The 21,522-nt window shown below is 54.3% G+C and carries 23 protein-coding genes; 14 read left to right on the top strand and 9 right to left on the bottom strand.

Features of this window, described 5'->3' with window-relative positions:
• Position 1: 1 nt before the first annotated feature.
• From H6F94_RS28165 to H6F94_RS28145, 5 genes are read right to left on the bottom strand one after another with little or no spacing between them, the layout of a single operon-like run.
• Positions 2-565: a GNAT family N-acetyltransferase gene (locus H6F94_RS28165; protein WP_190805576.1), complete on the bottom strand. Its 564-nt coding sequence runs from the start codon at positions 563-565 to the stop codon at positions 2-4.
• Positions 566-568: 3 nt separating this feature from the next.
• A complete protein-coding gene (locus tag H6F94_RS32670; RefSeq protein ID WP_190805575.1) occupies positions 569-1,384 on the bottom strand; it encodes an ACT domain-containing protein in 816 nt (271 codons plus the stop codon).
• A 10-nt stretch (positions 1,385-1,394) separates the two neighbouring features.
• Entirely contained in the window at positions 1,395-2,441 is a 1,047-nt protein-coding gene (locus H6F94_RS28155) for an N-acetyltransferase DgcN family protein (RefSeq protein WP_190805574.1), read from the bottom strand.
• Positions 2,425-3,477, bottom strand: a complete 1,053-nt coding sequence (locus H6F94_RS28150) for a dipeptide epimerase (RefSeq protein WP_190805573.1) — start codon at positions 3,475-3,477, stop codon at positions 2,425-2,427. Before H6F94_RS28150 ends, H6F94_RS28155 begins: the two co-directional genes overlap by 17 nt.
• A gap of 50 nt (positions 3,478-3,527) precedes the next feature.
• Positions 3,528-4,148 carry a putative glycolipid-binding domain-containing protein gene (locus H6F94_RS28145; RefSeq protein ID WP_190805572.1) on the bottom strand — a complete coding sequence of 207 codons (621 nt, stop codon included), beginning with the start codon at positions 4,146-4,148 and terminating at the stop codon, positions 3,528-3,530.
• Between the two features lie 466 nt (positions 4,149-4,614).
• Between H6F94_RS28145 and H6F94_RS28140 the strand changes: the two genes are divergently transcribed.
• Together H6F94_RS28140 and argJ are read left to right on the top strand one after the other, a co-directional pair.
• Positions 4,615-5,667 (top strand): alpha/beta hydrolase, encoded by a 1,053-nt coding sequence (locus H6F94_RS28140; protein WP_190805571.1) that lies wholly within the window; start codon positions 4,615-4,617, stop codon positions 5,665-5,667.
• A 90-nt stretch (positions 5,668-5,757) separates the two neighbouring features.
• On the top strand, positions 5,758-6,999 hold the full coding sequence (gene argJ, locus H6F94_RS28135; protein ID WP_190805570.1) for a bifunctional ornithine acetyltransferase/N-acetylglutamate synthase: 1,242 nt from the start codon (positions 5,758-5,760) through the stop codon (positions 6,997-6,999).
• Positions 7,000-7,030: 31 nt separating this feature from the next.
• Here argJ and H6F94_RS28130 read toward each other — a convergent pair whose 3' ends face one another.
• Positions 7,031-7,306: a hypothetical protein gene (locus H6F94_RS28130; protein ID WP_190805569.1), complete on the bottom strand. Its 276-nt coding sequence runs from the start codon at positions 7,304-7,306 to the stop codon at positions 7,031-7,033.
• Between the two features lie 292 nt (positions 7,307-7,598).
• On the opposite strand from H6F94_RS28130, the gene H6F94_RS28125 reads away from it, so the two are divergent.
• Positions 7,599-8,147, top strand: a complete 549-nt coding sequence (locus tag H6F94_RS28125; RefSeq protein WP_190805568.1) for a general stress protein — start codon at positions 7,599-7,601, stop codon at positions 8,145-8,147.
• 187 nt (positions 8,148-8,334) lie between these two features.
• Here H6F94_RS28125 and H6F94_RS28120 read toward each other — a convergent pair whose 3' ends face one another.
• A complete protein-coding gene (locus tag H6F94_RS28120; protein ID WP_190805567.1) occupies positions 8,335-8,859 on the bottom strand; it encodes a hypothetical protein in 525 nt (174 codons plus the stop codon).
• An 857-nt stretch (positions 8,860-9,716) separates the two neighbouring features.
• Here H6F94_RS28120 and H6F94_RS28115 point away from each other — a divergent pair.
• The 6 genes from H6F94_RS28115 (at position 9,717) to H6F94_RS28090 (ending at position 15,692) form a co-directional block, all read left to right on the top strand.
• A complete protein-coding gene (locus H6F94_RS28115) occupies positions 9,717-10,424 on the top strand; it encodes a toll/interleukin-1 receptor domain-containing protein (RefSeq protein WP_190805566.1) in 708 nt (235 codons plus the stop codon).
• A 44-nt stretch (positions 10,425-10,468) separates the two neighbouring features.
• Positions 10,469-12,712, top strand: a complete 2,244-nt coding sequence (locus H6F94_RS28110) for a tetratricopeptide repeat protein (protein ID WP_242041446.1) — start codon at positions 10,469-10,471, stop codon at positions 12,710-12,712.
• Between the two features lie 340 nt (positions 12,713-13,052).
• Complete coding sequence (locus H6F94_RS28105) at positions 13,053-13,400, top strand: hypothetical protein (protein WP_190805565.1); 348 nt, start codon at positions 13,053-13,055, stop codon at positions 13,398-13,400.
• 144 nt (positions 13,401-13,544) lie between these two features.
• The gene (locus H6F94_RS28100; protein ID WP_190805564.1) at positions 13,545-13,871 is read left to right on the top strand and encodes a hypothetical protein; all 327 of its coding nucleotides are present in this window, start codon (positions 13,545-13,547) and stop codon (positions 13,869-13,871) included.
• A 154-nt stretch (positions 13,872-14,025) separates the two neighbouring features.
• Positions 14,026-14,511 (top strand): hypothetical protein, encoded by a 486-nt coding sequence (locus H6F94_RS28095; protein WP_190805563.1) that lies wholly within the window; start codon positions 14,026-14,028, stop codon positions 14,509-14,511.
• Positions 14,512-14,687: 176 nt separating this feature from the next.
• Complete coding sequence (locus H6F94_RS28090) at positions 14,688-15,692, top strand: isopenicillin N synthase family dioxygenase (RefSeq protein ID WP_190805562.1); 1,005 nt, start codon at positions 14,688-14,690, stop codon at positions 15,690-15,692.
• Here the strand turns inward: H6F94_RS28090 and tsaD are convergent.
• Positions 15,681-16,727, bottom strand: coding sequence for a tRNA (adenosine(37)-N6)-threonylcarbamoyltransferase complex transferase subunit TsaD (tsaD, locus tag H6F94_RS28085; protein ID WP_190805561.1), 1,047 nt, complete (start codon positions 16,725-16,727; stop codon positions 15,681-15,683). The two genes, H6F94_RS28090 and tsaD, sit on opposite strands and share 12 nt — an antisense overlap.
• A 181-nt stretch (positions 16,728-16,908) precedes the next feature.
• Between tsaD and H6F94_RS28080 the strand changes: the two genes are divergently transcribed.
• The 5 genes from H6F94_RS28080 to H6F94_RS28060 all read left to right on the top strand — a co-directional run bounded on the left by H6F94_RS28080 (position 16,909) and on the right by H6F94_RS28060 (position 20,171).
• Complete coding sequence (locus H6F94_RS28080) at positions 16,909-17,469, top strand: Photosystem I reaction center subunit III (protein ID WP_190805560.1); 561 nt, start codon at positions 16,909-16,911, stop codon at positions 17,467-17,469.
• A 30-nt stretch (positions 17,470-17,499) separates the two neighbouring features.
• A complete protein-coding gene (locus H6F94_RS28075; protein ID WP_190805559.1) occupies positions 17,500-17,622 on the top strand; it encodes a Photosystem I reaction center subunit IX in 123 nt (40 codons plus the stop codon).
• A 121-nt stretch (positions 17,623-17,743) separates the two neighbouring features.
• The gene (locus tag H6F94_RS28070; RefSeq protein ID WP_190805558.1) at positions 17,744-18,244 is read left to right on the top strand and encodes a photosystem I reaction center subunit XI; all 501 of its coding nucleotides are present in this window, start codon (positions 17,744-17,746) and stop codon (positions 18,242-18,244) included.
• Between the two features lie 19 nt (positions 18,245-18,263).
• Positions 18,264-19,841 carry an NAD(P)H-hydrate dehydratase gene (locus tag H6F94_RS28065; protein WP_313949391.1) on the top strand — a complete coding sequence of 526 codons (1,578 nt, stop codon included), beginning with the start codon at positions 18,264-18,266 and terminating at the stop codon, positions 19,839-19,841.
• 93 nt (positions 19,842-19,934) lie between these two features.
• Positions 19,935-20,171 (top strand): helix-turn-helix domain-containing protein, encoded by a 237-nt coding sequence (locus H6F94_RS28060; RefSeq protein ID WP_190805557.1) that lies wholly within the window; start codon positions 19,935-19,937, stop codon positions 20,169-20,171.
• Positions 20,172-20,241: 70 nt separating this feature from the next.
• On the opposite strand, the gene H6F94_RS28055 is transcribed toward H6F94_RS28060, so the two are convergent.
• Entirely contained in the window at positions 20,242-21,345 is a 1,104-nt protein-coding gene (locus H6F94_RS28055; protein ID WP_190805556.1) for a DUF3616 domain-containing protein, read from the bottom strand.
• Positions 21,346-21,522 lie beyond the last annotated feature (177 nt).

Here is a 21,522-nt window from a genome sequence, read left to right as displayed (position 1 = left end):
TTTATAGCAATTCTGCCGGAGCCACCGGATTGAGCATGACGTAATGCCAATGATCTTCCCAGACACCATTAATTTTCAGGTATTGTCTGGACAGCCCTTCATTAACGAAGCCTAACTTCTCAACCACGCGGATCGAACGCTGATTTCTAGGCATAATATTGGCTTCGACGCGATGTAGCTTTAAGCTCTGAAAGGCAAAAGGCAGCACAGTGCTCAGCGCTTCGGTCATTAAGCCCTGATTGATCCATTGGCGATCCAGCTTGTAGCCCAAGTGACAAGACTGAAAAGCACCGCGAGTGATGTTCGTTAAAACTAGGTCGCCAATCAAAGTATTAGATAGTGCTTCCTTCTTAAACAACCACAAGCGCAGCGTTTGACCTTCGGCCCAACGCTCCAGTTCCTTTTGTAATTTTCTGCGGTGAAATTCCAAGGTGTAAAAGTCTGGCGGTACCGTCGGGCTCCAGGGCTGAAAGAACTCTCGATTCCGCTCAAAATAGGCCAGAACCTCAGGCGCAGTACTGGCATCCAGGCGCTTGAGCACCAATCTGGATGTTTGAAGTTCCATGACTTAGGCCTGGACTTGGTGGCCCGCCTGCCTGAGCACGGCAATTGCCTGTTCTAAATGTTGTTCTCGAACCAACAAGTAGTCGGTATCGTAAGTTGACACCGCAAAGATGCTAATGCCTGCTTGCGCTAATGGATTAGCCAAGGCAGCCAGAATCCCAGTCAAGGCAAAATTCAACGGACCGGCAACTTTGAACCCTTGCCAGTTGGCCTCATGGATCACGCCATCAGGCACCTGGCTCTGCGGACAGACAATCGAGAGTTCCTCAACGGTTTTAACCACGGCAAAAAATGCACCGCTCACCGCCCAAACTGGAATTGGCTCCGTTGGCTCCAACCGGCAAACCGCCAATCGCTCAGCTAGCACGCTGAGCTGTAGTCCTGCTGCCGTGGCTGCCTGTGTGGCAGCTGCCTGGGTTGCTGACGCTGGCGTGGATTCAGACTGCATCGACGATACCTCTAGTAGATTGCCATCGGGATCGCGCAAATAAACCGAGTCGATAGGACCCAGGGCACCGGTTCTGCGCACTGGTCCCTCTAGCACTTCAACCCCACACTGCTGCAGATGTTCAATGACCTGAGTCAACGCAGTTTCGCTCAGCAGGCACAGATCCGCAGAACCCGCCGTAGCTCGCTCCGCCTTGGGTTCAAACTCCCGGCCCAGCTCATGCAAATTGATTTTCTGTTGACCAAAGTGCAGTGCCTTGCGTCCCTCGCCAAAGGTCACCACCTCCATGCCCAACACCTGAGCATAGAACTGGCAACTCACCTCCAGATCGCGAACCGTCAGCACCAAATGATCGAGTCGCTGAATCTTCATGCTGAGCGGCTCAAGGCTTGATCACGGCGTCTAACAGCACCTCTGCGCCGAACCGGACTGGATCGCTGCAAGGCAAACCGGTGTCGGCCTGGGCTTGCTCTACGGCGGCTCGGGCGGCAGCCTCATCCAGGTGAGCCGTATTCAAGGCAATTGCCACCACTGCTGCTGGCGCAAAGGCTCCCCCTGCCGCGGCTAGCGCTTCGTAAAGCGGCACAACGGCGCTGAGTGGGGGAATCGGCACCTGCTCAATGTTGCGAATGTGCGCCTGCCCGGCTCGGTGCACCAGGATCAAATGCGTCGGCTGACTGCCGCGCAACAGAGGTAGGGTCGCGGTCGAGCCGGGATGCAGCAGCGAACCCTGGCCCTCCACAATCAGCAAGTCGTGGTCGTAGCCGTAGCGCATCACCAGTTGCTCCACGGCACCCGCCGCGAAATCCACGCGGATCGCATCCAAGGGAATGCCATCGCCTGCGATCATTAAGCCAGCCTGACCCGTGCCCAAAAACTTAGATCGCAAGCCCCGCTGACGCGCTACCCGTTGCACCTCCAAGCCCGTCGACATCTTGCCAACCGCCATATCCGTGCCTACCAGCAGCAACCGCCGACAGGGAAGCAGACGCGCCTGACCACTGCCCACCTTCAGCCCTGGCGGTTCCTGACGAATATCCCAAATCCACTGCTCCGGCTGAAGCAGCGCCTTCAGCTCTGGATCGGTGGCCATTAGCGTGTGCAAGCCGTTCATCACCGATAGGCCTGCCGCAACCGCCTGCTTAATTTCTTGTCGTCGCGCCTCGGGTAAGATTCCCCCCGAGGGCGCCAGACCAATAGCCAGCACATTCGGTTGTAACGTCAAGGCTTCGCTGACTGAGGCCACAATCGGTGCCTGGTGCGCAATGCCTGTCAGTTCTGCCAACGAGCCACCGGCGCATTGCTCATCGATCACCGCCACAATCGGCGCTTCGCTGTAACGCAACAGCGACAGACCAGTTTTGCCACTGCTGCCGAGGATGCCCTCGTGCAACAGCACCGCCACTCGATGCTCAGGCGTTAGCCGCATGGCGTTGCACTCCCAATCCAGGCCGATCGTTTGGCATCACGCGTCCGTCTTGCAACGTTGCTCCCGCGAACGGGTCATCGACCAGGTTGAGCTGGCTGTCGAGATCCAAACGGTCAGCCAGGGGCGAAAGCTGAGCCAATGCCGTATTAGCCAGCGAACTGTCGGAATAGCAGCCAAACATAATTTGCAAGCCGCAAGCTTGCGCCGTATGCACCATGCGTCTGGCCTCAGTTAAACCGCCACATTTCATTAGTTTGATGTTAATCCCCTGCACTCGGTCTGCCAGCCGCACAATGTCATGGCTAGTCCAGCAGCTCTCATCGACAAACAGCGGCAGGGGCGATTGCTGGTTGAGCTCAGACAAGTCAGCTTCCTGGCCTTTGGCCAACGGTTGCTCAACGTAAGTCACCTGTTGCTCGGCTAACCAGTCGCACATCTTGACTGCATCCGCTAAGCTCCAACCGCCATTGGCATCTACGCTGATCGGCTGGCTAGGCGCTTCCTCTCGGATCGCCAGCAGCATTGCCCGATCTGCCTCAATGCCAGCCGGATTGCCCAGTTTGACCTTCAAAGTCTTAGGCGCAGCGAAGTCCAGCCAATCGCGCACACGGGCTCGGGCCGCTTCGGGCGTGTTGATGCCAATCGTCACCGACGTAGGCACAATGCGGCTGCAATCCAGACCCCACAATTGCCACAGCGGTAGCCCCACCCGCTTGCCCAACCAGTCATGCATCGCCACATCCAGAGCCGCACGCGCAGCAGACCCAATCTCCGCCTTCCGCAAAACCTGCTCAATCGCTTGCTGGTCTAGCGGGCTGAATTGCTCCAGCAGCGGCATCGCCCGTTGCAAATCCGCCAAAATCCGCTCGCTGGTTTGAGGCTGCTGATCGGCGGCGAAGGGAGAAGCCTCGCCCCAGCCCTCTAGTTCATCTTGGATCACCGTCACCCACAAGTTCGTGCTCTGCGCCGTTGTGCCACGACTAATAGTTAAGGCAAATCGCTTATGGACGGTGAAGGGCTGAACGCGAATGCGCATAAGAGTTGAGCTGAGCTGGATTGCTGAAGGTCAATCAAGGTTAATCGCCACTACTGGGACCACACCCGTCTAAACGCTTCAGGATAATCGATGACCAGACCTTTAGCATCCAGGCGCAACTCAACCTGGATGCCAGTGCCTAAGTTTTCGTAGCGATACAAGCCGCCCTCGGGTTTATCCCCAGCGTTACCCTCTACATTCGCTTCAGAGCCAGTAGCAAGACAGGTGTAACGTTGCTGACTGGTTTGCAGTTTGATCTTAGGCACGGTTAAATGAACCGCCTTCACTTCAGCAGATTCGCCTGGGTTTAAGGCTAAACGACGAATCGCTAGGCTGTGGGGGAAGGGAGTGACTGCAAGATCTAGATCCAAGCAGCCATCCAGAGCGGACACTGCAAAACCAGACTGAGTCGTCCACTGACCGTTGCCATCAGACCACAACTCAATGGCTTGTCCACCGCCACTCAACAGATCTAGACTCAGCCTGCGCACTTGCCATTGCAAATCACAGACAATCGTGTAGCGCACCCGAAAGGGCTTTTGCTTATGCATGCCGATCAGCAGGCTATCGGCTAGAACCTGATCTTCCTGTTCGGTTAGCTGGAGATGTTCTAAGCCAGGCTGCTGCCAAGCCGTCCAGATTACATCCTGCGTTATCCACTGTGCTCTCACAGGTGCTCCCACAGATGCCCTCAGATAGCGTCCGGCCAAAAGTATCTGTGGCAATCATACGCTTAGACTGCAAAAGCGATAAGTTGTCTGCTTGAAGCAATGCCTAAGTGATAAATATTACAGTGCTAAGGATTACAGCCCTAAGACTTGAAGCCAACGCAATCCAGAAGGCCATCAAGACAGTTAAGTTGCGATTAGAAATATTAAGATTTCGTTTGTCCCTCAGCAACTAAACTGGATTATGGTCTACTTCCAAACAGTCAAGAGAATTAACGAGTAGAGCTTTCAGTTTAGGCGTGGCAAAGGCTTGAACTGAACTATTAAAGATGTATTGAAAGATATATTGATGTATTAAAGCAAGGCAAAGCAAGCCGAGTTTATCGCTAACTCAACTGGTTCCGGAGACTCAGAACTTGACAAAGAAGAGAGTGGGCACAGATGCTTGCAAAGGCATAGAGATTAAGCAATGACGACAATCTATTTTGCGACCAATCGACGTCCCAATCGGCCCACCAATCCTGATGATTTTGATAGTGAGTTTAGCAGTGATGGTTTAGCCAACTTGCGTTTTGGGCAAGCACAAGTAACCGGGCCTAACTTCGACCAGTATCAAATCGCCGTTGCCCCCGAAAACTTCTCAGTAACGCCGCCCGTTTTGGGTAGCCAAGCCGTCTTCGATCGCGTCCGGCGTGAGATGTTCCAGAACGCCAAGGACACCATGATCTTTATTCATGGCTTTAATACGTCCTTCAAAAGTGCTTTAACCGCAGCGGCTCAACTCAAGCAAATTTTGACTGCTGCCGATCCACTCGCGCCCAACGACCCCATTAAGTTGAACATGGTGTTGTTCTCCTGGCCTTCGGATGGGGCGCTACTGCTGAGCAAAACTCAATCCCGCGATATTGTCGCCTACAAAAATGACCGCTTAGATGCGGCTGCTTCGGGGTCTGCTTTTGCACGGGGTCTGCTCAAGGTTGCCGATTTCATTAATCAAGTGCCGCCTGAACAGCAGTGTAAACAGAGCTTGCATCTGCTTACCCACAGTATGGGCGCTTATGTTCTGCGCAATGCTTTGCAGGAACTCAAACGGCAGGTGGGCGAACAGTTGCCCAGGCTATTTGACCAAGTGTTGATGATGGCAGCCGATGAAGATGATGATGCCTTTGAATTCGAGCACAAGTTGCTCTCTCTGCCCCGCCTAAGCCGACGCACCAGTGTCTATTTCAACAATGGCGATTTGGCGCTATGGGCTAGCGATACGCTCAAGGGCAATCCCACGCGGCTGGGCAATGATGGTCCCATCCACCCGCAGCAGGTGCCTCGCAACGTTGCCCTCATCGATTGCACAAGAGTTGTGGCCCGTTTCGCTGAACCCTCAGAGCATGGCTATTTCCTAAATGTGCCTCGGATCGCGGCGGACATGCGGCAAGTCCTGCGCAACCGTGCCCCTGACGAAGTTTTGGGCCGTCGTTATCTAGTCGCTAACAATCGCTTCCGCATGTTGGAGCCGATAGCATAAAGCGACCTGGCACGGGGTTCAGAACGACAGTTCAGGCAAGGGTCACAAGAGTAAAATCAGGGTCAGGTTTTCGCAAGGGGTGTGAGCGAGATGACGACACAGGACTGGCAGGTAATTTCCGGCGGCGTAACCGCTCCCCGAGGCTACCGAGCTGCTGGGATTGTTGCAGGTTTGAAGCCCTCTGGTGCCCCTGACCTGACCCTGATTGTGTCGGAAGAGTCAGCGATTGCGGCTGGTGTGTTCACGCAGGTGCAAGTGCGTGCAGCGCCGGTGGACTACTGCCAGCAACGCCTTCAGGAAAAACCGGCTGCTCGCGCCATCTTAATTAACGCTGGTCAAGCCAATGCCTGTACTGGTGCTCAGGGCATGACCGATGCGCTGGAATGCGCCCAAGTGCTGGGACAGGCACTCTCAGTGCCACCAGAACAAATTCTGCTAGCTTCGACGGGGGTGATTGGCCAGCGCATCAAAATGGAACCGCTAAAAGCGGCAATTCCTCGGCTGGTGGCTGAGGCGATGGATCCCAACAAGGATCTTGAAGTGGCCGCAGCAGAGGCGGCACGCGCGATTATGACCACTGACTTAGTGCCCAAGACCGTGGCTCTAGAAGCAATGGTTGATAGTCGTCCGGTGCGCGTCGGCGGCATGACCAAAGGCTCCGGCATGATCCATCCCAACATGGCAACGATGCTGGCCTTTATTACTTGCGATGCTGCGGTGACGCCGAGCCTGTGGCAGCAGATGCTGGTCAAAGCTGTGGATCAAAGCTTCAATCAAATCACGGTAGACGGCGACACCAGCACCAACGACACTGTGCTGGCCCTGGCCAATGGTCTGTCCCGTACGCCAGCAATCACCGATGAAAACAGCCCCCATGCCCAGCAGTTGCAGGAGATGCTGACTGCCGCCTGTGTGGATCTGGCCAAGGCGATTGCTCGCGATGGCGAAGGCGCAACCTGTCTGTTAGAAATCCAGGTGAGCGGGGCGACAGATGAAGCCGCGGCTCGTCAGGTAGCCCGCACGATTGCTGGATCTTCTCTAGTTAAGTCAGCGGTGTTTGGTCGCGACCCCAACTGGGGTCGGATTGCCGCGGCGGCTGGTCGAGCTGGAGTTGCCTTCGACCCCAGCCAACTCCAGGTGAAACTGGGCGACTTCCTAATGATGGAAGCGGGAACGCCGTTGCCTTTTGACCGCGCCAGTGCCAGCAATTACCTGAAGCAGAAAGATGTGGTGATCAGCGTCAGCCTAGGTGATGGTCCGGGCAACGGCACCGCTTGGGGCTGCGACCTCAGCTACGACTACGTCAAAATCAACGCCGAGTACACGACTTGAGACAGAAACAGCTCAAGACCGACCAACGGCCCTAGTCAGCTTCGTGTTCTAGCGCTTTCTCGTCCAGTTCGGCTGCGCGGAAAACTAGATCGGCACCGATCAAGTGGCCAGTCTGCACGGGCACTTCTTCGTGCAGCGACAAAATCAGTTCTTCGCAGAAGCCCAAGCGTCCGTCTGGGTAGAGGGCAAAATGCACGCCTGCTTCCCATTCCAGCTCTTCTAACCGGTCTATCAGCTGGCGGCGTCCCTGTACCCAGGAGGCGATGTCATCTGGATCGTTGGGGTTGAAGAGAAAGAATTCTTCCATGAGGGGATGGCAGAGACGACTTGCCTAGAGTTCCCTCGATGCGTGCCAGGGATAGGGGCTTGCACTTATAGCTAGCTGGTTTGGATCTCTGCTTGAGTCTCGCTTGAATTTCGCTTGAATTTCTGGCGACTGAAGTCTTCCTCAAGGTGTTGGAGCGAATGGGGTGGATTTTACACACTAGGAGAACCGTAGCCAAAGCTACTTTTCTTAGCTTGTTTCATCTAACTTGTCTCACCTAGCTGGCCTCACTTAGAACTACCCATTCACTGCACATTTTGAAGGAGTTAAAACAATGGCTGTAACTCAACAAAGCCGCGCCGCTGGCATATTTGACAATCGCGAAGCTGTCGAGCAGGCGCTCAATGAATTGAATGCTGCTAATTTCCCGATGGATAAGGTTTCTGTGATCGGCAAGGAGGCCGAACAGGTTGAGTCGGTGGGCGGCGCTCAGACGAGTGAGCGAGTCGGCGATGAGTCGGTGGAGACTCAGAGAGGGTTGTCTGAAGATGTGGCGACGGCTAGCGCTTGGGGCACAACGCTGGTGGGCCTGAGCAGTCTGGCGCTTCCGGGTGTGGGGCCGGTGCTGGCGGCGGGTAGTCTAGCGGCGGCCCTAGTGGCAACGGTCACGGGTTCGGCGATTGAAGCCTCAACGGCTGATCGTTTGATTCATGCCTTAACCGATACGGGTATGCCACAAGAACGGGCGCTGGTTTATAGCAACCGTCTGCATCGGGGCGATTATTTGGTTCTGATCGAAGGGCCGGATGAGCAGGTTCGTCAAGCTGAATCGAGCTTAAAGAATCGCGGCATTGAAGAGTGGGCGATTTATGCAGGAGCTTAAGCGATTCCTGTCAGGCCTGTTAGGTAGGAATTTGGCTAAAATTGGCTAAAAATTAAGGCTGAATTGATCCGTTTGCCTTAGGCGCTTCTGGATTGGAGGCGGCTCAACTGTACTCGTTGAGCCGCCTTTGCGTCATCTAACTGGTCTTATCGTCGGTCCCAATCTGCAAGAGAAACCTAATCTCTATTTAGAGTCCGTCTCTGTCGGCGTCGCCGGGGATTGCACGCTCAACGCGGTCCCAGGCATCGCGAGCAGCATGCTTAGTTTTGTCCCAACCCAGTTTTGCTTTGCCGCCGTGGTTGGTTTCGTAGTCGCTCTGGAGATAGGGCTCGACTTCGTCGTAGGTGCGGCCGCTTCCAGCGTAGCGACCGTAGCCTTCGTAGCCGGTGCGATAGCCGGGTTGATAGTCTTCGTAGCTGTGGTCTGGTTGGACGTAGGGGCGAGTGGCGTAGTTCTGGCGCCAGTAGTTATCTTCGACGCTAGGGTCGATCTGCTCGGCGACGTTCTTACCTGCTAAGCCACCGGCTACGGCGCCAACTGCTGCGCCGACGACTGCGCCAACTGGGCCACCAAGGGCACCGCCAATCACGGTCCCGATTGTGCCAGCCCCGGCAGCGCCTACGCCTGTGCCGACTGGATGGGAGCCGGGTTGCCCGGTGATGGGGTCGGGATTAGCATCGGAATCGTGGTCTTTCTTGATGTTGTCGCTCATGAAGCGTACTCCCTTGTAGCATCTATCACAGCTCTTAGAGCCTAATGGGGTTTGGCTGAGGTGTCCGTCTGTCTGTGGTAGGAGCTGGGTAAAGCTAATTGCAAAGTCTCTTTAAGAAGGTAAGAAATAATACATTTAGGTTTAGCTGGGAGTTAAGGGTGGGTAAAGCAGAGGCTCTGGGTCTTGTGAATGAGTGTTTGAGACTCGTGAATGAGGCTCTAATGCTCGTGAATGAGCCTTTGAACCTCTTTAATGAGTGTTTGGGACTCGAATTTATAAATGTAAATTAAACGGTTAGCAGGGCAACAGTCTCCTGAAAAATTTAGGAAAAGTGGATGCCTTTTTTTGATGTTGAGTTTTTCTTTTGCGTGGTTTTGCTGGGGTCGTTGTTGGCTCTAGCAGTTTATGGGCGTGGTTGCTGCAAGTTAGGGATAAGGGTCTAGCGTTCCCAAAAATTACGCTTGAACTAAAAGTAAGCACGGTAAAACTAAACTAAATCTGGATTGAACTAGATTTCAGTGCGATTGAACTAGAATTGCGCGTGGTGAAACTAAGTTTTAGCGGGGTGAAACTAGGCTCAAGCACGATGAAACTAGATTTGCGCATGGTGAAACTAGGCTCAAGCGCGATGAAGCTCAGTTTGGGGCTGCTGAAACTAGATGATGGGATGGTTGGAGAGAATGCCCCCTAGCCCCCCCAAGTTTGGGGCGAAATGGAGTTTTGCTAGCTTCTGGTCCTTGGGCTTGAGTTTATGACCAGTACAAATTTAGGCGGGTCAGGGGTGGGCGCGCCTATACTGGCGGCTAACTTGGCCTGCTTGAGGCTAGGGTGGCAACTGGGCTAAAGGGGTTCTCTGAATGGCTTCAGATGGGGCTGATCACTCGGCGAACGGTGCGCTTCAGACTTGGCAGCGCAAGCTGGCTTTTTTGGAGCAGGAGCTAGCCAGGACATCGAATGCGAGTCAGCGATTTGAGCTTCAAGAACAGATTGACGAATCTAATAGACAGATTCAACGGTTGCGAGCGTCAACAGCTACGCCTCCGGTGGCAATACCCTCTCAGTCAACAGTGCAACCAGAAAAAGAATGCCTAGAAAGGAAGAAGCCGGTGCCGGAGCCTGTACGTGACCAGGTTTTTGTGAGCTACAGCCATGAGGATGCGGAATGGCTCAAGAAGCTTCAGACGATGCTGAAGCCGATGGTGCGGAACGGGACTATTGATCCGTGGGATGACACTCGCATCAAAAAAGGGGCGAAGTGGGAGGTAGAAATTGAACAGGCATTGGCTCGCGCAAAGGTAGCTGTGCTTCTGGTTAGCTCTAATTTCCTGTATTCAGACTTTATTGCCGAACGGGAGTTTCCAGCGCTGTTGAAGGCGGCTGAGGAGGAGGGACTCACAATTTTGTGGGTGGCGGTGAGCGCTTCTATGTATAAGAAGACGGCTCTCAATAGCTACCAGGCAGTGAATGACCCGTCTAAACCTCTCGACAGCCTCAGTCCCCCAGACTTGAACAGAGAACTAGTCAAAATCTGCGAGGAGATCGAAGCAGCAGCAAACCCTCAGTAGCCCCTTCGACCGCTGACGGCCAATCGTCGGAGGGGCAGGATAACTTGGCAAATGTCCCAAACAACATTCCTCTGAGTGGAGCGGGTGAGTTTGTGGGGCGGGAGGAGGCGTTAGATCGTCTGCATCAGCTCTTGCAAGAGGAACGCCGGGTTGCAATTGCAGCGGTGGCAGGCATGGGCGGTGTGGGCAAGACGGAGTTGGCGATTCGATACGCCCTAGCCCAGAAGCAAAGCTACTCCGGTGGGATTTGTTGGGTCTCGGCTCGAAGTGGGGGAGATATTGGCATTCAGATTGTGCGGTTTGCTAAAGCTATGCTCGACCTAAAGCCGGCAGAGGAACTGGATGTTGAGACTCAGGTGCGCTTCTGCTGGCAGCATTGGCCGGAGGGTGAGGTGCTGCTGGTATTGGATGATGTGACGGACTATGCGAAGGTCAAGCCTTACCTGCCCACAGAAGCTTCCCGCTTTAAGATCCTGCTCACGACCCGGTTACATCTGGGGGCATCCATCGGACAGCTTTCTCTGGATGTATTGCAACCGGAGGCGGCTCTGAAGTTGCTGGAATCGCTGATCGGCGAGGAACGACTGCAACAAGAGATCCAACTTGCTAGAGATCTCTGCAAACAGTTGGGCTATTTGCCTCTGGGCTTGGAGCTGGTAGGGCGATACCTGAAGCGGAAAACTGAGCTGACACTGGCTGAGATGCTGACGCGGTTGGAGAACAAACGGTTAGAGCATCTCTCGCTAAAAAAGCACAAGTCAGAAGATGACATGACTGCGCCGCTTGGAGTGCAAGAAGCCTTTGAGCTGAGCTGGCAGGCGTTGGATGAGACCGCTAAACAGTTGGGTTGTTTGCTAAGCCTGTTTGCTCTGGCTCCAATTTCCTGGTCGCTAGTAGAGCAGTGCTGGCCAGACATGGACCTAGAGGAACTAGAAGAAATCCGAGACTATGGCCTGCTGAATCTGCATTTGCTCCAGGAAAAGGGCAAAGGGTTCTATCAACTGCATCAATTAATCCGCGAGTTTCTGCAAGAGAAGATGGCAGTATCAGCTCAGGCAGACGAGCAAAAACGAGCCTTTTGCCAAGCAATGGTGGTGATTGCCAAGCAAATTCCATACTCGCCAACTCGTCAACAGCTTCGATTGGTATCTCATGCCGTTCCTCACCTTGCAGAGGCCGCCAAAGGGCTATCTCAATTTCTCAACGATGAGGATCTGTATTTGCCCTTTGCCGCTTCAGCCAAATTTTACGAAGGCCAAGGACTTTATACCTTGGCAGAACCCTGGTACGAGCAATGTTTATCGGCTGTCAAGACCCGCTTTGGTAATGAGCATCTAGCTGTTGCCACTAGCCTGAACAATCTGGCATTGCTCTACTATTCTCAAGGTCGCTACAGTGAGGCAGAGGCTTTGTACAAGCAGGCCTTGGAACTTACCCAACGCTTGCTAGGGGATGAGCATCTAGCTGTTGCCACTAGCCTGAACAATCTGGCATCGCTCTACTACTTTCAAGGTCGCTACAGTGAGGCAAAGCCTCTGCTTGTGCAGGCACTGGAACTCAGCCAACGTTTGGTAGGCAATGAGCACCCAGATACTGCCACAAGCTTGAACAATCTGGCAGGGCTCTACGAATCTCAAGGTTGCTACAGTGAGGCAGAGCCTTTGTACAAGCAGGCGTTGGAACTAGCACAACGCTTGCTGGGCAATGAGCATCCAATTGTTGCTGGTCACCTGAACAATTTGGCAGGGCTCTACCATTCCCAAGGTCGCTATAGCGAGGCAGAGCCTTTGTACAAGCAGGCGTTGGAACTAGCACAACGCTTGCTGGGCAATGAGCATCCAGATGTTGCCAGTAGCCTGAACAATCTGGCATCACTCTACTCTTCCCAAGATCGCTATAGCGAGGCGGAGGGCATGCATAAGGAGGCATTGAAACTCAGACAACGTCTGCTGGGCGATGAGCATCCAGATGTAGCGCAAAGCCTGAGCAACCTGGCATTGCTCTACTACTTCCAATGCCGCTACAGCGAAGCAGAGCCTTTGCTTGTGCAGGCATTGAAACTCAGACAACGTCTGCTGGGCGATGAGCATCCAGATATGGCCATTAGCTTGAACAATTTGGCATTGCTTTACAAATCCCAAGGTCACTACCGTGAGGCAGAGCCTTTGTACAAGCAGGCATTGCAAATCGCTGAGCGGGTATTAGGGGTTGATCATCTCAGTACAGTTCTCTATCGCAGAAATCTCAAATCCCTACGCGATGCAATACAACAGGAGCCAAACGCCTAAAAGCGCAGCTACCCAGCCCTGCAACTGCCTAACGAGTTTTCTCCCAAGATAAATCTCGTTCTAAAGCTTGACTGTGGTTTTAGAATTTGATATTTTCTTTCCACTAACCTTATCAATTTCTGCCTAGACGAAACAGCCTCAACTCCGCAAAACTGAAGCGCCATTTAGGGCAGCTTGCAACAACCCTAAACGGCTAACCCCCACGCTGTATCAGCCAGCCTGGAGGCTAGGAGGAAGTTTAACACTCCATACTAGCCACCCAGACTTCCTATGGTCACAGAAGCGGGGTGGCTTTGGTTTTGGTTCTCTACAAACCAATCCCATTTAGGACACTTCCCCCATGCATCTCACGCCAATTCTGCAACCGCAGCTCAACATCTCCCTGACGCAAATTGCCCGCTTCCTTGGCATCCCCGAACACCTAATCTGCCGCTACGAACACTGGCCCCACCAGCTCTTTGTGCATCGCACCGACCGAGGCGGCCAATTCATCAGCTACCGCAAATTCAGCGAATGGATCGAAGCCTGCGCCCTCACCATCCAAGGTTGCACCGACTTACGCGTCCTCGAATGGCTAGGCCAGGTAATTAAACGCGAATGCCAGCGTTTTTCCTATCCCGAAGCCGTACTTAATCACTGGCGAAAACTCTGGGAACAGCGCCACTACCAACTGCGCATCGCCGCCTGAGTTCTTAACCTGAAAACACCCCTTCCCTAGCTCCTCTTTCTGTAGAAAAAGCAGCTCAATTTCTCCTGCTTTCTCCACCCAAAAGAGAGCTGAAAGATTAACTCCTGCGACACCCAAATTCACCTCACCCAACCCAACAAAACCATGTCTTCCAAAACTCGCCTTGCCCTGTGGGACTACATTAGCCGCCGACAAAACCTGCCCGCCTCCGCCAAAATTTTGCTACTCGTTGCTGCCAACTACACCGACCCGCGCACCGGTCGTGCCAACCTGCCCATCTCCCTCTTCGTCCGTGATGGTGACGTCGAAGAAAGCGACGTTCGCCGCTACATCGTGCGTTTAGAAACCAGCAATCGGCTCAGCAAACTCATCCTACCGGGCGATGACATTAGCCGACCGCCAAGCACTTTATTTAACCTCTCGCCTCAACTCATTCTCAGTGCTCAGCAATGGGCGAGAAATCCAGAGTAACAACTGTTACATAACTGCCGCTAAGCCATCCGCAGATAGAAATTTCTAATTGAGTTTTTGAAGCTCCTCTATCTGCGGACAGTGCTGACCTGCCGGATAGAGTTGCCAAATTTTGGAATGGAAAAGAAGTCTCCACCCACTTAAAGGGGCAACCATGAAACTATCCATTCGAATTGCAGCTCTGCCAATCACTTCCGTCCTGCTATTAGCCGCCAGCATCTCGCCTGCCTTTGCACGGGACGGCTACCGCCTGGGTACTGTCAACCAACGAGTCACAGACACTCAGGCGAACGGCGTCAGCGACGACCCTGCCACCGCAACTGCCAGTGGCCGCGTCAACACAAACCGCAACCGCAACGAAGCCAGCACCACGACCAATACCAGCACCACTAGCACTGAAGACAGCACCGGGGCCAACACCGCCGACAGCAACACTACAGAGAGCAGCACCGTCACCACCGCCCAAGACGGCAGCACCACCGACGCAAGCGTCGAGCGTAGCAACACCGTCATTGAGCGTCGCACCCAAACCACCACCACAACGGTCGAGCCTGCGGCCCAGCCTGCCCCAGTGAGCCGCCCAGCCCCCACCTACGAAGACACCCGCACCGAACCTGCCGCCGTTCGAGCCCTGTGGTAGATCCCAAACTTTACGCGCTTGTAAACCGCTAGCGCCCTCTTAACTCTCTGGCTCAAAACGAGACGACTTAGCTTTTCTAGAGCTTGAAATGTTTACTATGAGCACAGTTCCAGCAATGGAACTGTGCTTTTTTAAGTCTCTAGATTAGGTCTCTAGATTTAGGAGAATTTCGCTCCATGCCTGTGCAAATACCAGTCATTGATTTCGAGCCTTTTCTCATCGGTGATCAAGCCGCACAACGAGCCGTTGCTCAACAGATTCATCAAACCTGCCACGAACTCGGCTTCATGTATTTGAAAAACATTGGCATTTCTCAAACGCTAATCGAGCAGTTTTTCAACCGGGCTCAGTCGTTTTTTGCGCTCCCCTCAGCTCTCAAAGAGCAGGTGACTGAATCCAGAACCATTGCCCCTGGCCAGCGCTGCGTTTATATGGGCCTGGGCACAGAACGCAGTGACCCTTCCCAGCCCGATGACCTCAAAGAAACCTTCGATATTTTTAGAGAAGAGGGCTACTACCAGGAAGCCTTTGTCCACAACCCAAATCCTCCCGCTCAGACGCTAACCGAGCAAACCAATCTGCAAACCGTTGGGCTGGAATTCCAGACTGCTTGCACCGAAGCCTCCTATCAAGTCTTGCGCGCCTTTGCCTTGGGCCTAGACCTGCCCGAGTCCTTTTTTCAGGTTCGACATGGGCAAAACAACATCCTGCGCCTGATTCACTATCCCCCCCTGCACCAAGAGCCCGAACCCGGTCAACTGCGCTCCGGTACCCACACCGACTACGGCAGCTTCACCCTGCTGTTCCAGGACAACGTTGGCGGCCTGGAGATCTGCACTGCCCAGGGCGAGTGGATTGCCGCGCCCCCAATTCCCGGCACCGTCATTGTCAACATCGGTGATCTGCTCCAGCAGTGGACCAACCAAGAGTTGCGCTCAACCTGGCACCGCGTGGCGATTCCTACCGGCGCTAAAGTGCAGCAGTCGCGCTATTCAAGTGCCTTCTTCTGTGAACCCAACAACGACGTTGAGGTTGCCTGTCTGAGCACCTGCCAGGGACCGGAGCGCCCACCACTGCACGCACCTGTGATCGCCGGGGAACATCTGCGTGAGCGCGCGAAAGAAACGATTAACGCCCTGAACGACAACGCCCTAAACGACAGTGCTGCCCTAGCTGTATAAGCTCATCACCTGGGTTAGGGCCAGCCGCGACTGCACTCCCAGCGTCAGCGGCGAGACATGCCCCTGAGCCAAATGCATCACACCTGCACAGCCAATCATCGCGGCATTGTCTGTGCAGAACTTCAGCGGCGGGAAAATCACCTTGACTCCCCGCTCAGCTGCCGCCTGTGTGAGTTGACTGCGCAGGCGACTGTTGGCTGCTACCCCGCCACCGGCAATGATCGTGCTCAGGTCATGGTCTAGGGCGCAAGCCAGCGTGCGCTTGGTGAGCACCCGCGCCACCGTCTCTTGAAAGCTGGCTGCTAGGTCAGCTACGGGCAGAGGCTTACCCTCACGCTCAAATTGCTGCACCAGGCGCAGCATGGCGGTTTTAAGGCCGCTGAAACTGGTGTCGTAGGGATGGAAGTTGCGGCTACCGTCGCCCAGGCTGACCTTGCCCTCTGGCAGTGCAAAAGCTTGGGGATTGCCTTCATGGGCTACTCTGTCGATCGCAGGCCCACCGGGATACTCCAGCCCCAATAGCCGCGCCACCTTATCAAAGGCTTCACCAGCGGCATCATCCCGCGTCTGGCCCAGCAGCTCATACAGACCGTGGTCGCGAACCGCAATCAGACTGGTATGCCCCCCCGACACCAGCAGATACAGAAACGGCGGCTTCAGCTCAGGCTCGCTCAAGTAGGCCGCGTAGAGATGCCCTTCCAGGTGATGCACGCCTACCAGAGGTTTGTTGTGCACCAGGGCCAGCGTTTTAGCCGCCGTCAGCCCGACCAGCAATGCCCCCACCAAACCCGGCGCACAGGTTACAGCAATGCCATCAATCTGGTCCCAACCCAGCCCTGATTGGGCCAGTGCATCGGCAATCAGTGGATTCAGGGTCTCGACATGTTGACGGGAGGCAACCTCTGGCACGACCCCCCCATATTGCCGATGCAAGTCGATCTGCGAAGCGACCAGGTTGCTGTGAACCTGATAGTTTTCCACCACTGCAACCGAAGTTTCATCACAACTAGTTTCGATTGCCAAAACCGCTACCATAAGCTGCTATTTTTCTATGGTTGAGGATTGAGTTCTGTAAGAGTAACCTAAAGAGCTAAATGTTATCGTTACGGCGTTGGGAGGTAATGTACAAGGTTACTCAAAACACTCAACACTCACTTCAATTATCTCCATCTTTCTTCAAAGAACGTTGCACTCTGTAATAAAGGGAAACAGTTCTATGCGTCGATTGCTTGCTCTCCTGCTGACCGTGACGGTTTGGCTTGGGTTAGCCTCCAGCGCCCAGGCTCAGAGCACGGCTGTGGGTTTGACCCTTTGCGCTGACTCCCCTCAGTTTCAGGAGCGCCTGGATACTGCGATTAGCAGTTTCGAGGATCGCCTGAGCTTGTATGAGCCAGGTAGCGCCCCTGCGCTCTATCTCCAGGGCAAAATTGATAAAGTTCGTGAGCGCTTCCAAGGTTATACCGAGTCTGGCTTGGCCTGTGGTCCCGAGGGTTTGCCCCACCTGATCACCGATGGCCGTTTGGACCATGCTGGTGAATTTCTTCTGCCTGGACTTCTTTTTCTCTATCTAGCTGGTTGGTTAGGTTGGGCGGGTCGTTTCTACTTGAATGAAACCCGTAAAGAATCCGAGCCTGAGAAGAAGGAATACATCATTGATGTGCCTCTGGCTGTGAAGAGCTTTGCTGCTTCCATTGCCTGGCCTTTAGTGTTTGTGAAGGAATTGCTGAGCGGCGAACTTCAAGTTCCAGATACGCAGATTCCTGTATCGCCTCGCTAGCCTTTTGTCCTCTTCCAGAGAGTTCTCGTCATGCAAGATTTCCTTAAGTTCTTGTCGGTTCCTTCGGTCACTTTGATTACCTTCGCGTCATTGGCGGTTACGGTTTTCATCTTGATCAATTGGTACTTCCCAGACATCATCACGTTTCAATAGCAGACATGCCTGACGAGTTATATTCGTCAGGCATTAAATGCTTTTTGAAACTGTGTTTCTTGCCCAAGCTAGGGCCAGCAATGGTCCAGATCCGCCTGACCCAGACCAAGGATGTAATAGCATGAGTGATCCCAGAAATCGCGAGTATATCCAGCCAGTTTTCAGCGACCCTCAGATTGGCAATCTGGAAACTCCCATCAATGCTTCTGGCTTCAGCAAATCCTTCATTAACAATCTGCCCGCTTACCGTAAGGGCATTGCGCCGCTCCAGCGTGGGTTGGAAGTCGGTATGGCCCACGGCTATTGGTTAATTGGTCCCTTCGCTCGTCTCGGCCCCCTGCGTGACACCGACGTGGCTAATCTCGCTGGCCTGCTCTCAGCAGTAGGTTTGGTTGTGATTCTGACCCTGGCGCTCTCCCTCTATGGCAATAGCGCCTATGACGTACCGGATCCGGTCGTCACGGTTACCGCTAAGCCACCAGATGCACTGAAGACATCTGAAGGCTGGAGCCAGTTCGCGGGTGGCTTCCTAGTTGGCGGCATTGGTGGAGCAGGCTTTGCCTATCTGCTGCTGTCTAACCTGGATCTGCTCAACGGCATTTCTACGGGCGTATTCAACTAGCACGACCAACTAGCAGACTGTGTCGCTTAGCGTGCCTCAAAGCCGAGAGCAACTGGTCAGAATGGCCTTGGTCACCGCTGACCAGATGCGTGCAATTGAAGCGCGAGTCTTTGCGGCTGGTCTGCCCGTTGAAGCCTTGATGGAAAAAGTAGGGGGTCTGATTGCACGACGCATTCAGACCCTCTATGCTTTGCCGAGATTTGCGCGGGTCGGCGTCCTGGTCGGCCCCGGACACAATGGCGGCGATGCCCTAGTGGTCGCCCGGGAGTTGCACTTTGCAGGCTATGCAGTCAGCGTCTACCAGCCTCTAGAACGGGCCAAACCGCTCACTGATGCCCATGCACACTATGGACGCAGTTTGGGCATTGCTCAGGCCCAGCAGGTGGCTGAGCTGAGCGCTTGTGATTTTGTGATTGATGGCCTATTTGGCTTCGGCTTAGAGCGTGAGATCACCGGCAGCATGGCTGAGTGTATCGAGCAGGTGAATGGCTGGGCTAAACCTGTCGTCAGCATCGATCTGCCCTCGGGCTTGCACACCGACTCAGGCACGGTCCTGGGTACAGCCATTCAAGCAGAGCATACGCTTTGTCTGGGCTTGTGGAAGCGAGGTTTGCTGCAAGATCAGGCCCTAGCCTATGCCGGTGAAGCAGAGTTGATCGATTTTGACCTGCCTCAGGCAGACATCGAAGCTGTCCTAGGCGCTGAGCCTACAGCTCGCCAGATCACGCCGGAAATTGCCCTGGCTGAGCTGCCTCTGAAACGCCCGCAGTCAACCCACAAGTACAAGATGGGGCATCTGCTGCTGATCGCTGGATCGGTGCGCTACAACGGCGCTGCCTTGCTCTCAGCCTTGGGGGCGCGGGCTAGCGGTGTTGGCATGCTCAGTATTGCAGTGCCCGCCTCGATCAAGCCTCTGCTCGTGGCGCAATTGCCCGAAGCTCTAGTCATTGGCTGCCCGGAGACCGAGACAGGCGCGATTGCCAGTTTGCCCGAAGATTTAGATTTGCAGCAGTTTCATGCCATTGCTTGTGGACCGGGGCTTTCCGCCGGAGCTAGAGCCGTGGTTGAGCAAGTCCTGTCGCCGCAATACACTGGCCCCCTGGTCCTCGATGCCGATGGCTTAAATATCCTGGCGGAACTGGGTTTGGAGCGACTTCAGGGCCGCTCAGCGCCCAGCTTGCTCACCCCGCACCCCGGTGAATTCAAGCGGCTGTTTCCCAATGTGACCCTAGAGGATCGGCTGAGCGCGACCCAGGCTGCGGCTGATAGCTGCGGCAGTATCGTCTTACTCAAAGGGGCGCGGGTGGTGGTGGCTGGACCGGATTCGCAAGCAGTCTGGGTGAATCCTGCTAGCACACCAGCCTTGGCTCGAGGTGGCAGCGGTGATGTCTTGACAGGGCTAACAGCAGGGCTATGGGCGCAAGCTGCGGCGTCAACCAACTTAAGCCTGCCTACCGCAGTCGCGAAAACAACCAGTGCGGCCTGGTGGCACGCTCAGGCGGGCATTCAACTGGCTCAGGAGCGGACTGAATTGGGCGTCGATGCCTTCACCTTGGCGACCTCTCTGGTGCCTGCTCTGACGGTTTGGCTTGTATAGGTCTGTGACCAGTTTGTTGTGCAAACTGTGAAAATTGAATTAAAGCGCCAGATGTAGCGGAATATTTCAGTGTGTACCCTGTCACTGTGCTGGATGACTACCTTGACACTGAAAGCCCGCCTTAGGCTGCAATACTACATGGACCAACACGGTTGGTCTGTGCGCGATCTGTCCTACGAAGCTCGGGTTCCTTATACGACGGTCAAACGTCTGAGCGAACACGCTGTTTCTCAGATTCACATTCCCACGGTCACAGCTCTAGCTAAGGCCTTGGGGTGTCAGTGGACCGAACTCGTAGAACTTGTGGAGGTGGACGAACCTGACGACTAGCTCAACTCAGATGAGCTTAGTGCAAACAAGCTTAGTCCAGACGAGCCCGGCTCATTGGGCCCCGCTTAGGCTAGCTCAACTCAAAGACATCCGCCAATACTGCACCAGGCTGCTCCTTGCGGCTATCTGCTGGCGCGTCGTAAACCACCAGGATGGAGCGAGCCGCGTCTGCTGCGCCTGAATCTGAACATAATGAGCGAGGGCATAGGGTGATGCCCTCGGCGTGGTCAGTACTCTGGCCGTGGGGCACCTGGAACAGCTCAGTAGGTCTGGATAGGCTCTGAGCGGTCAATTGAGCTGGGCAAGGCAGGCGAAAGATTTTGACCGGGCCATCTAGAGCCATGGTCGGGCCAGCCAGAATCAGCAAGTCTGAACCGTCCAGGCAGAGTTCGCGGATGCCCAAACCGTTTAGGTCTACAAAATGCTTTTTGTAGGGCTGTCCCGCTTCGCCGATCTTTTTCAGCTTGAGTGCGCTGGGGCCAGCGTCCTTGACTTGCAGTTCCAGAATCACGGCCCAACCTCGCAACACCGGTCCGCGCAGCCCTATAAAAACTTGATTGCCAATAACGGCTAAGCCCTCGATATCGAAGCCATTATCTTTGCTAGGAATCGACAAAAAAGGCCCCAGATGAATGTCCTTGCGGAGCGCATCAAGCAGGCAATTGCTTTGGTAGGTGCCCTCTAATTGAGCGGCGCAAAGCACTTGCTTGGGATGATTGGGGTGGGGACAGGTTCGATGTAACTCGCCTTCGACTAGAGGAATGCGGGCGAGTAAATAGCGGTTGCCATCGGTCTTTACCTTAGCTAGTCGCTGAATGTTTTCAGGATCGCTTTTGTCTGGCTTGGGTTTGCAGCGCTTGCTACTGTGGGAACCCACCAACCAGAGATAGTGGTCGGCAAAAGCCAACCCTTCAATATCAACTTCGGCTGGTTGTGGATTTTTCTTGTTGGGTCTGCCGGGTAGCTCTAAAAACTCAGACAACGCAAAGCGTTGGTGCTCAGCAAACGTATTAGCAGCCGTTGGCGATAGCCGCTCTAAGCTGGCGGTCTCATCGGAGGCCAGCCATAGGTGACCATCGGGTGTGAGAGTGGCAACTGATAAATTGTCCCGAAGTGCTTCAAATTGATGGTCGAACTTAAGCAGAACTTGGTGCGCTGAGGTTGTCGTTTGCATAGGCTGTCCTGGGGCTCATCGTGAGGCTGAAGCCTGAGTAGCCGAGCCACAATTTTTTGGCAGCATCGGTAAGCCAATTTAAGCCGATCCAATTTAAGCCGATCATAGAGGGGCTGCTCTGTGATGGGTTGTTCTCAGGACAGACGGAGTTCTTAAGACAAAATTGTTCTCCAAAGA

Source organism: Leptolyngbya sp. FACHB-261 (assembly GCF_014696065.1).
In the GTDB taxonomy this organism is placed as follows: domain Bacteria; phylum Cyanobacteriota; class Cyanobacteriia; order FACHB-261; family FACHB-261; genus FACHB-261.
The sequence above is the reverse complement of the archived record's forward strand: the minus strand, read 5'-3'. Positions and strand labels throughout refer to the sequence as shown.

Coding starts and splice junctions, on each gene's coding strand:
- H6F94_RS28165 (WP_190805576.1), bottom strand. CDS start 565: ATGGAACTTCAAACATCCAGATTGGTGCTCAAGCGCCTGGATGCCAGT.
- H6F94_RS32670 (WP_190805575.1), bottom strand. CDS start 1,384: ATGAAGATTCAGCGACTCGATCATTTGGTGCTGACGGTTCGCGATCTG.
- H6F94_RS28155 (WP_190805574.1), bottom strand. CDS start 2,441: ATGCGGCTAACGCCTGAGCATCGAGTGGCGGTGCTGTTGCACGAGGGC.
- H6F94_RS28150 (WP_190805573.1), bottom strand. CDS start 3,477: ATGCGCATTCGCGTTCAGCCCTTCACCGTCCATAAGCGATTTGCCTTA.
- H6F94_RS28140 (WP_190805571.1), top strand. CDS start 4,615: ATGACGACAATCTATTTTGCGACCAATCGACGTCCCAATCGGCCCACC.
- argJ (WP_190805570.1), top strand. CDS start 5,758: ATGACGACACAGGACTGGCAGGTAATTTCCGGCGGCGTAACCGCTCCC.
- H6F94_RS28130 (WP_190805569.1), bottom strand. CDS start 7,306: ATGGAAGAATTCTTTCTCTTCAACCCCAACGATCCAGATGACATCGCC.
- H6F94_RS28125 (WP_190805568.1), top strand. CDS start 7,599: ATGGCTGTAACTCAACAAAGCCGCGCCGCTGGCATATTTGACAATCGC.
- H6F94_RS28120 (WP_190805567.1), bottom strand. CDS start 8,859: ATGAGCGACAACATCAAGAAAGACCACGATTCCGATGCTAATCCCGAC.
- H6F94_RS28115 (WP_190805566.1), top strand. CDS start 9,717: ATGGCTTCAGATGGGGCTGATCACTCGGCGAACGGTGCGCTTCAGACT.
- H6F94_RS28105 (WP_190805565.1), top strand. CDS start 13,053: ATGCATCTCACGCCAATTCTGCAACCGCAGCTCAACATCTCCCTGACG.
- H6F94_RS28100 (WP_190805564.1), top strand. CDS start 13,545: ATGTCTTCCAAAACTCGCCTTGCCCTGTGGGACTACATTAGCCGCCGA.
- H6F94_RS28095 (WP_190805563.1), top strand. CDS start 14,026: ATGAAACTATCCATTCGAATTGCAGCTCTGCCAATCACTTCCGTCCTG.
- H6F94_RS28090 (WP_190805562.1), top strand. CDS start 14,688: ATGCCTGTGCAAATACCAGTCATTGATTTCGAGCCTTTTCTCATCGGT.
- tsaD (WP_190805561.1), bottom strand. CDS start 16,727: ATGGTAGCGGTTTTGGCAATCGAAACTAGTTGTGATGAAACTTCGGTT.
- H6F94_RS28080 (WP_190805560.1), top strand. CDS start 16,909: ATGCGTCGATTGCTTGCTCTCCTGCTGACCGTGACGGTTTGGCTTGGG.
- H6F94_RS28075 (WP_190805559.1), top strand. CDS start 17,500: ATGCAAGATTTCCTTAAGTTCTTGTCGGTTCCTTCGGTCACTTTGATT.
- H6F94_RS28070 (WP_190805558.1), top strand. CDS start 17,744: ATGAGTGATCCCAGAAATCGCGAGTATATCCAGCCAGTTTTCAGCGAC.
- H6F94_RS28060 (WP_190805557.1), top strand. CDS start 19,935: ATGACTACCTTGACACTGAAAGCCCGCCTTAGGCTGCAATACTACATG.
- H6F94_RS28055 (WP_190805556.1), bottom strand. CDS start 21,345: ATGCAAACGACAACCTCAGCGCACCAAGTTCTGCTTAAGTTCGACCAT.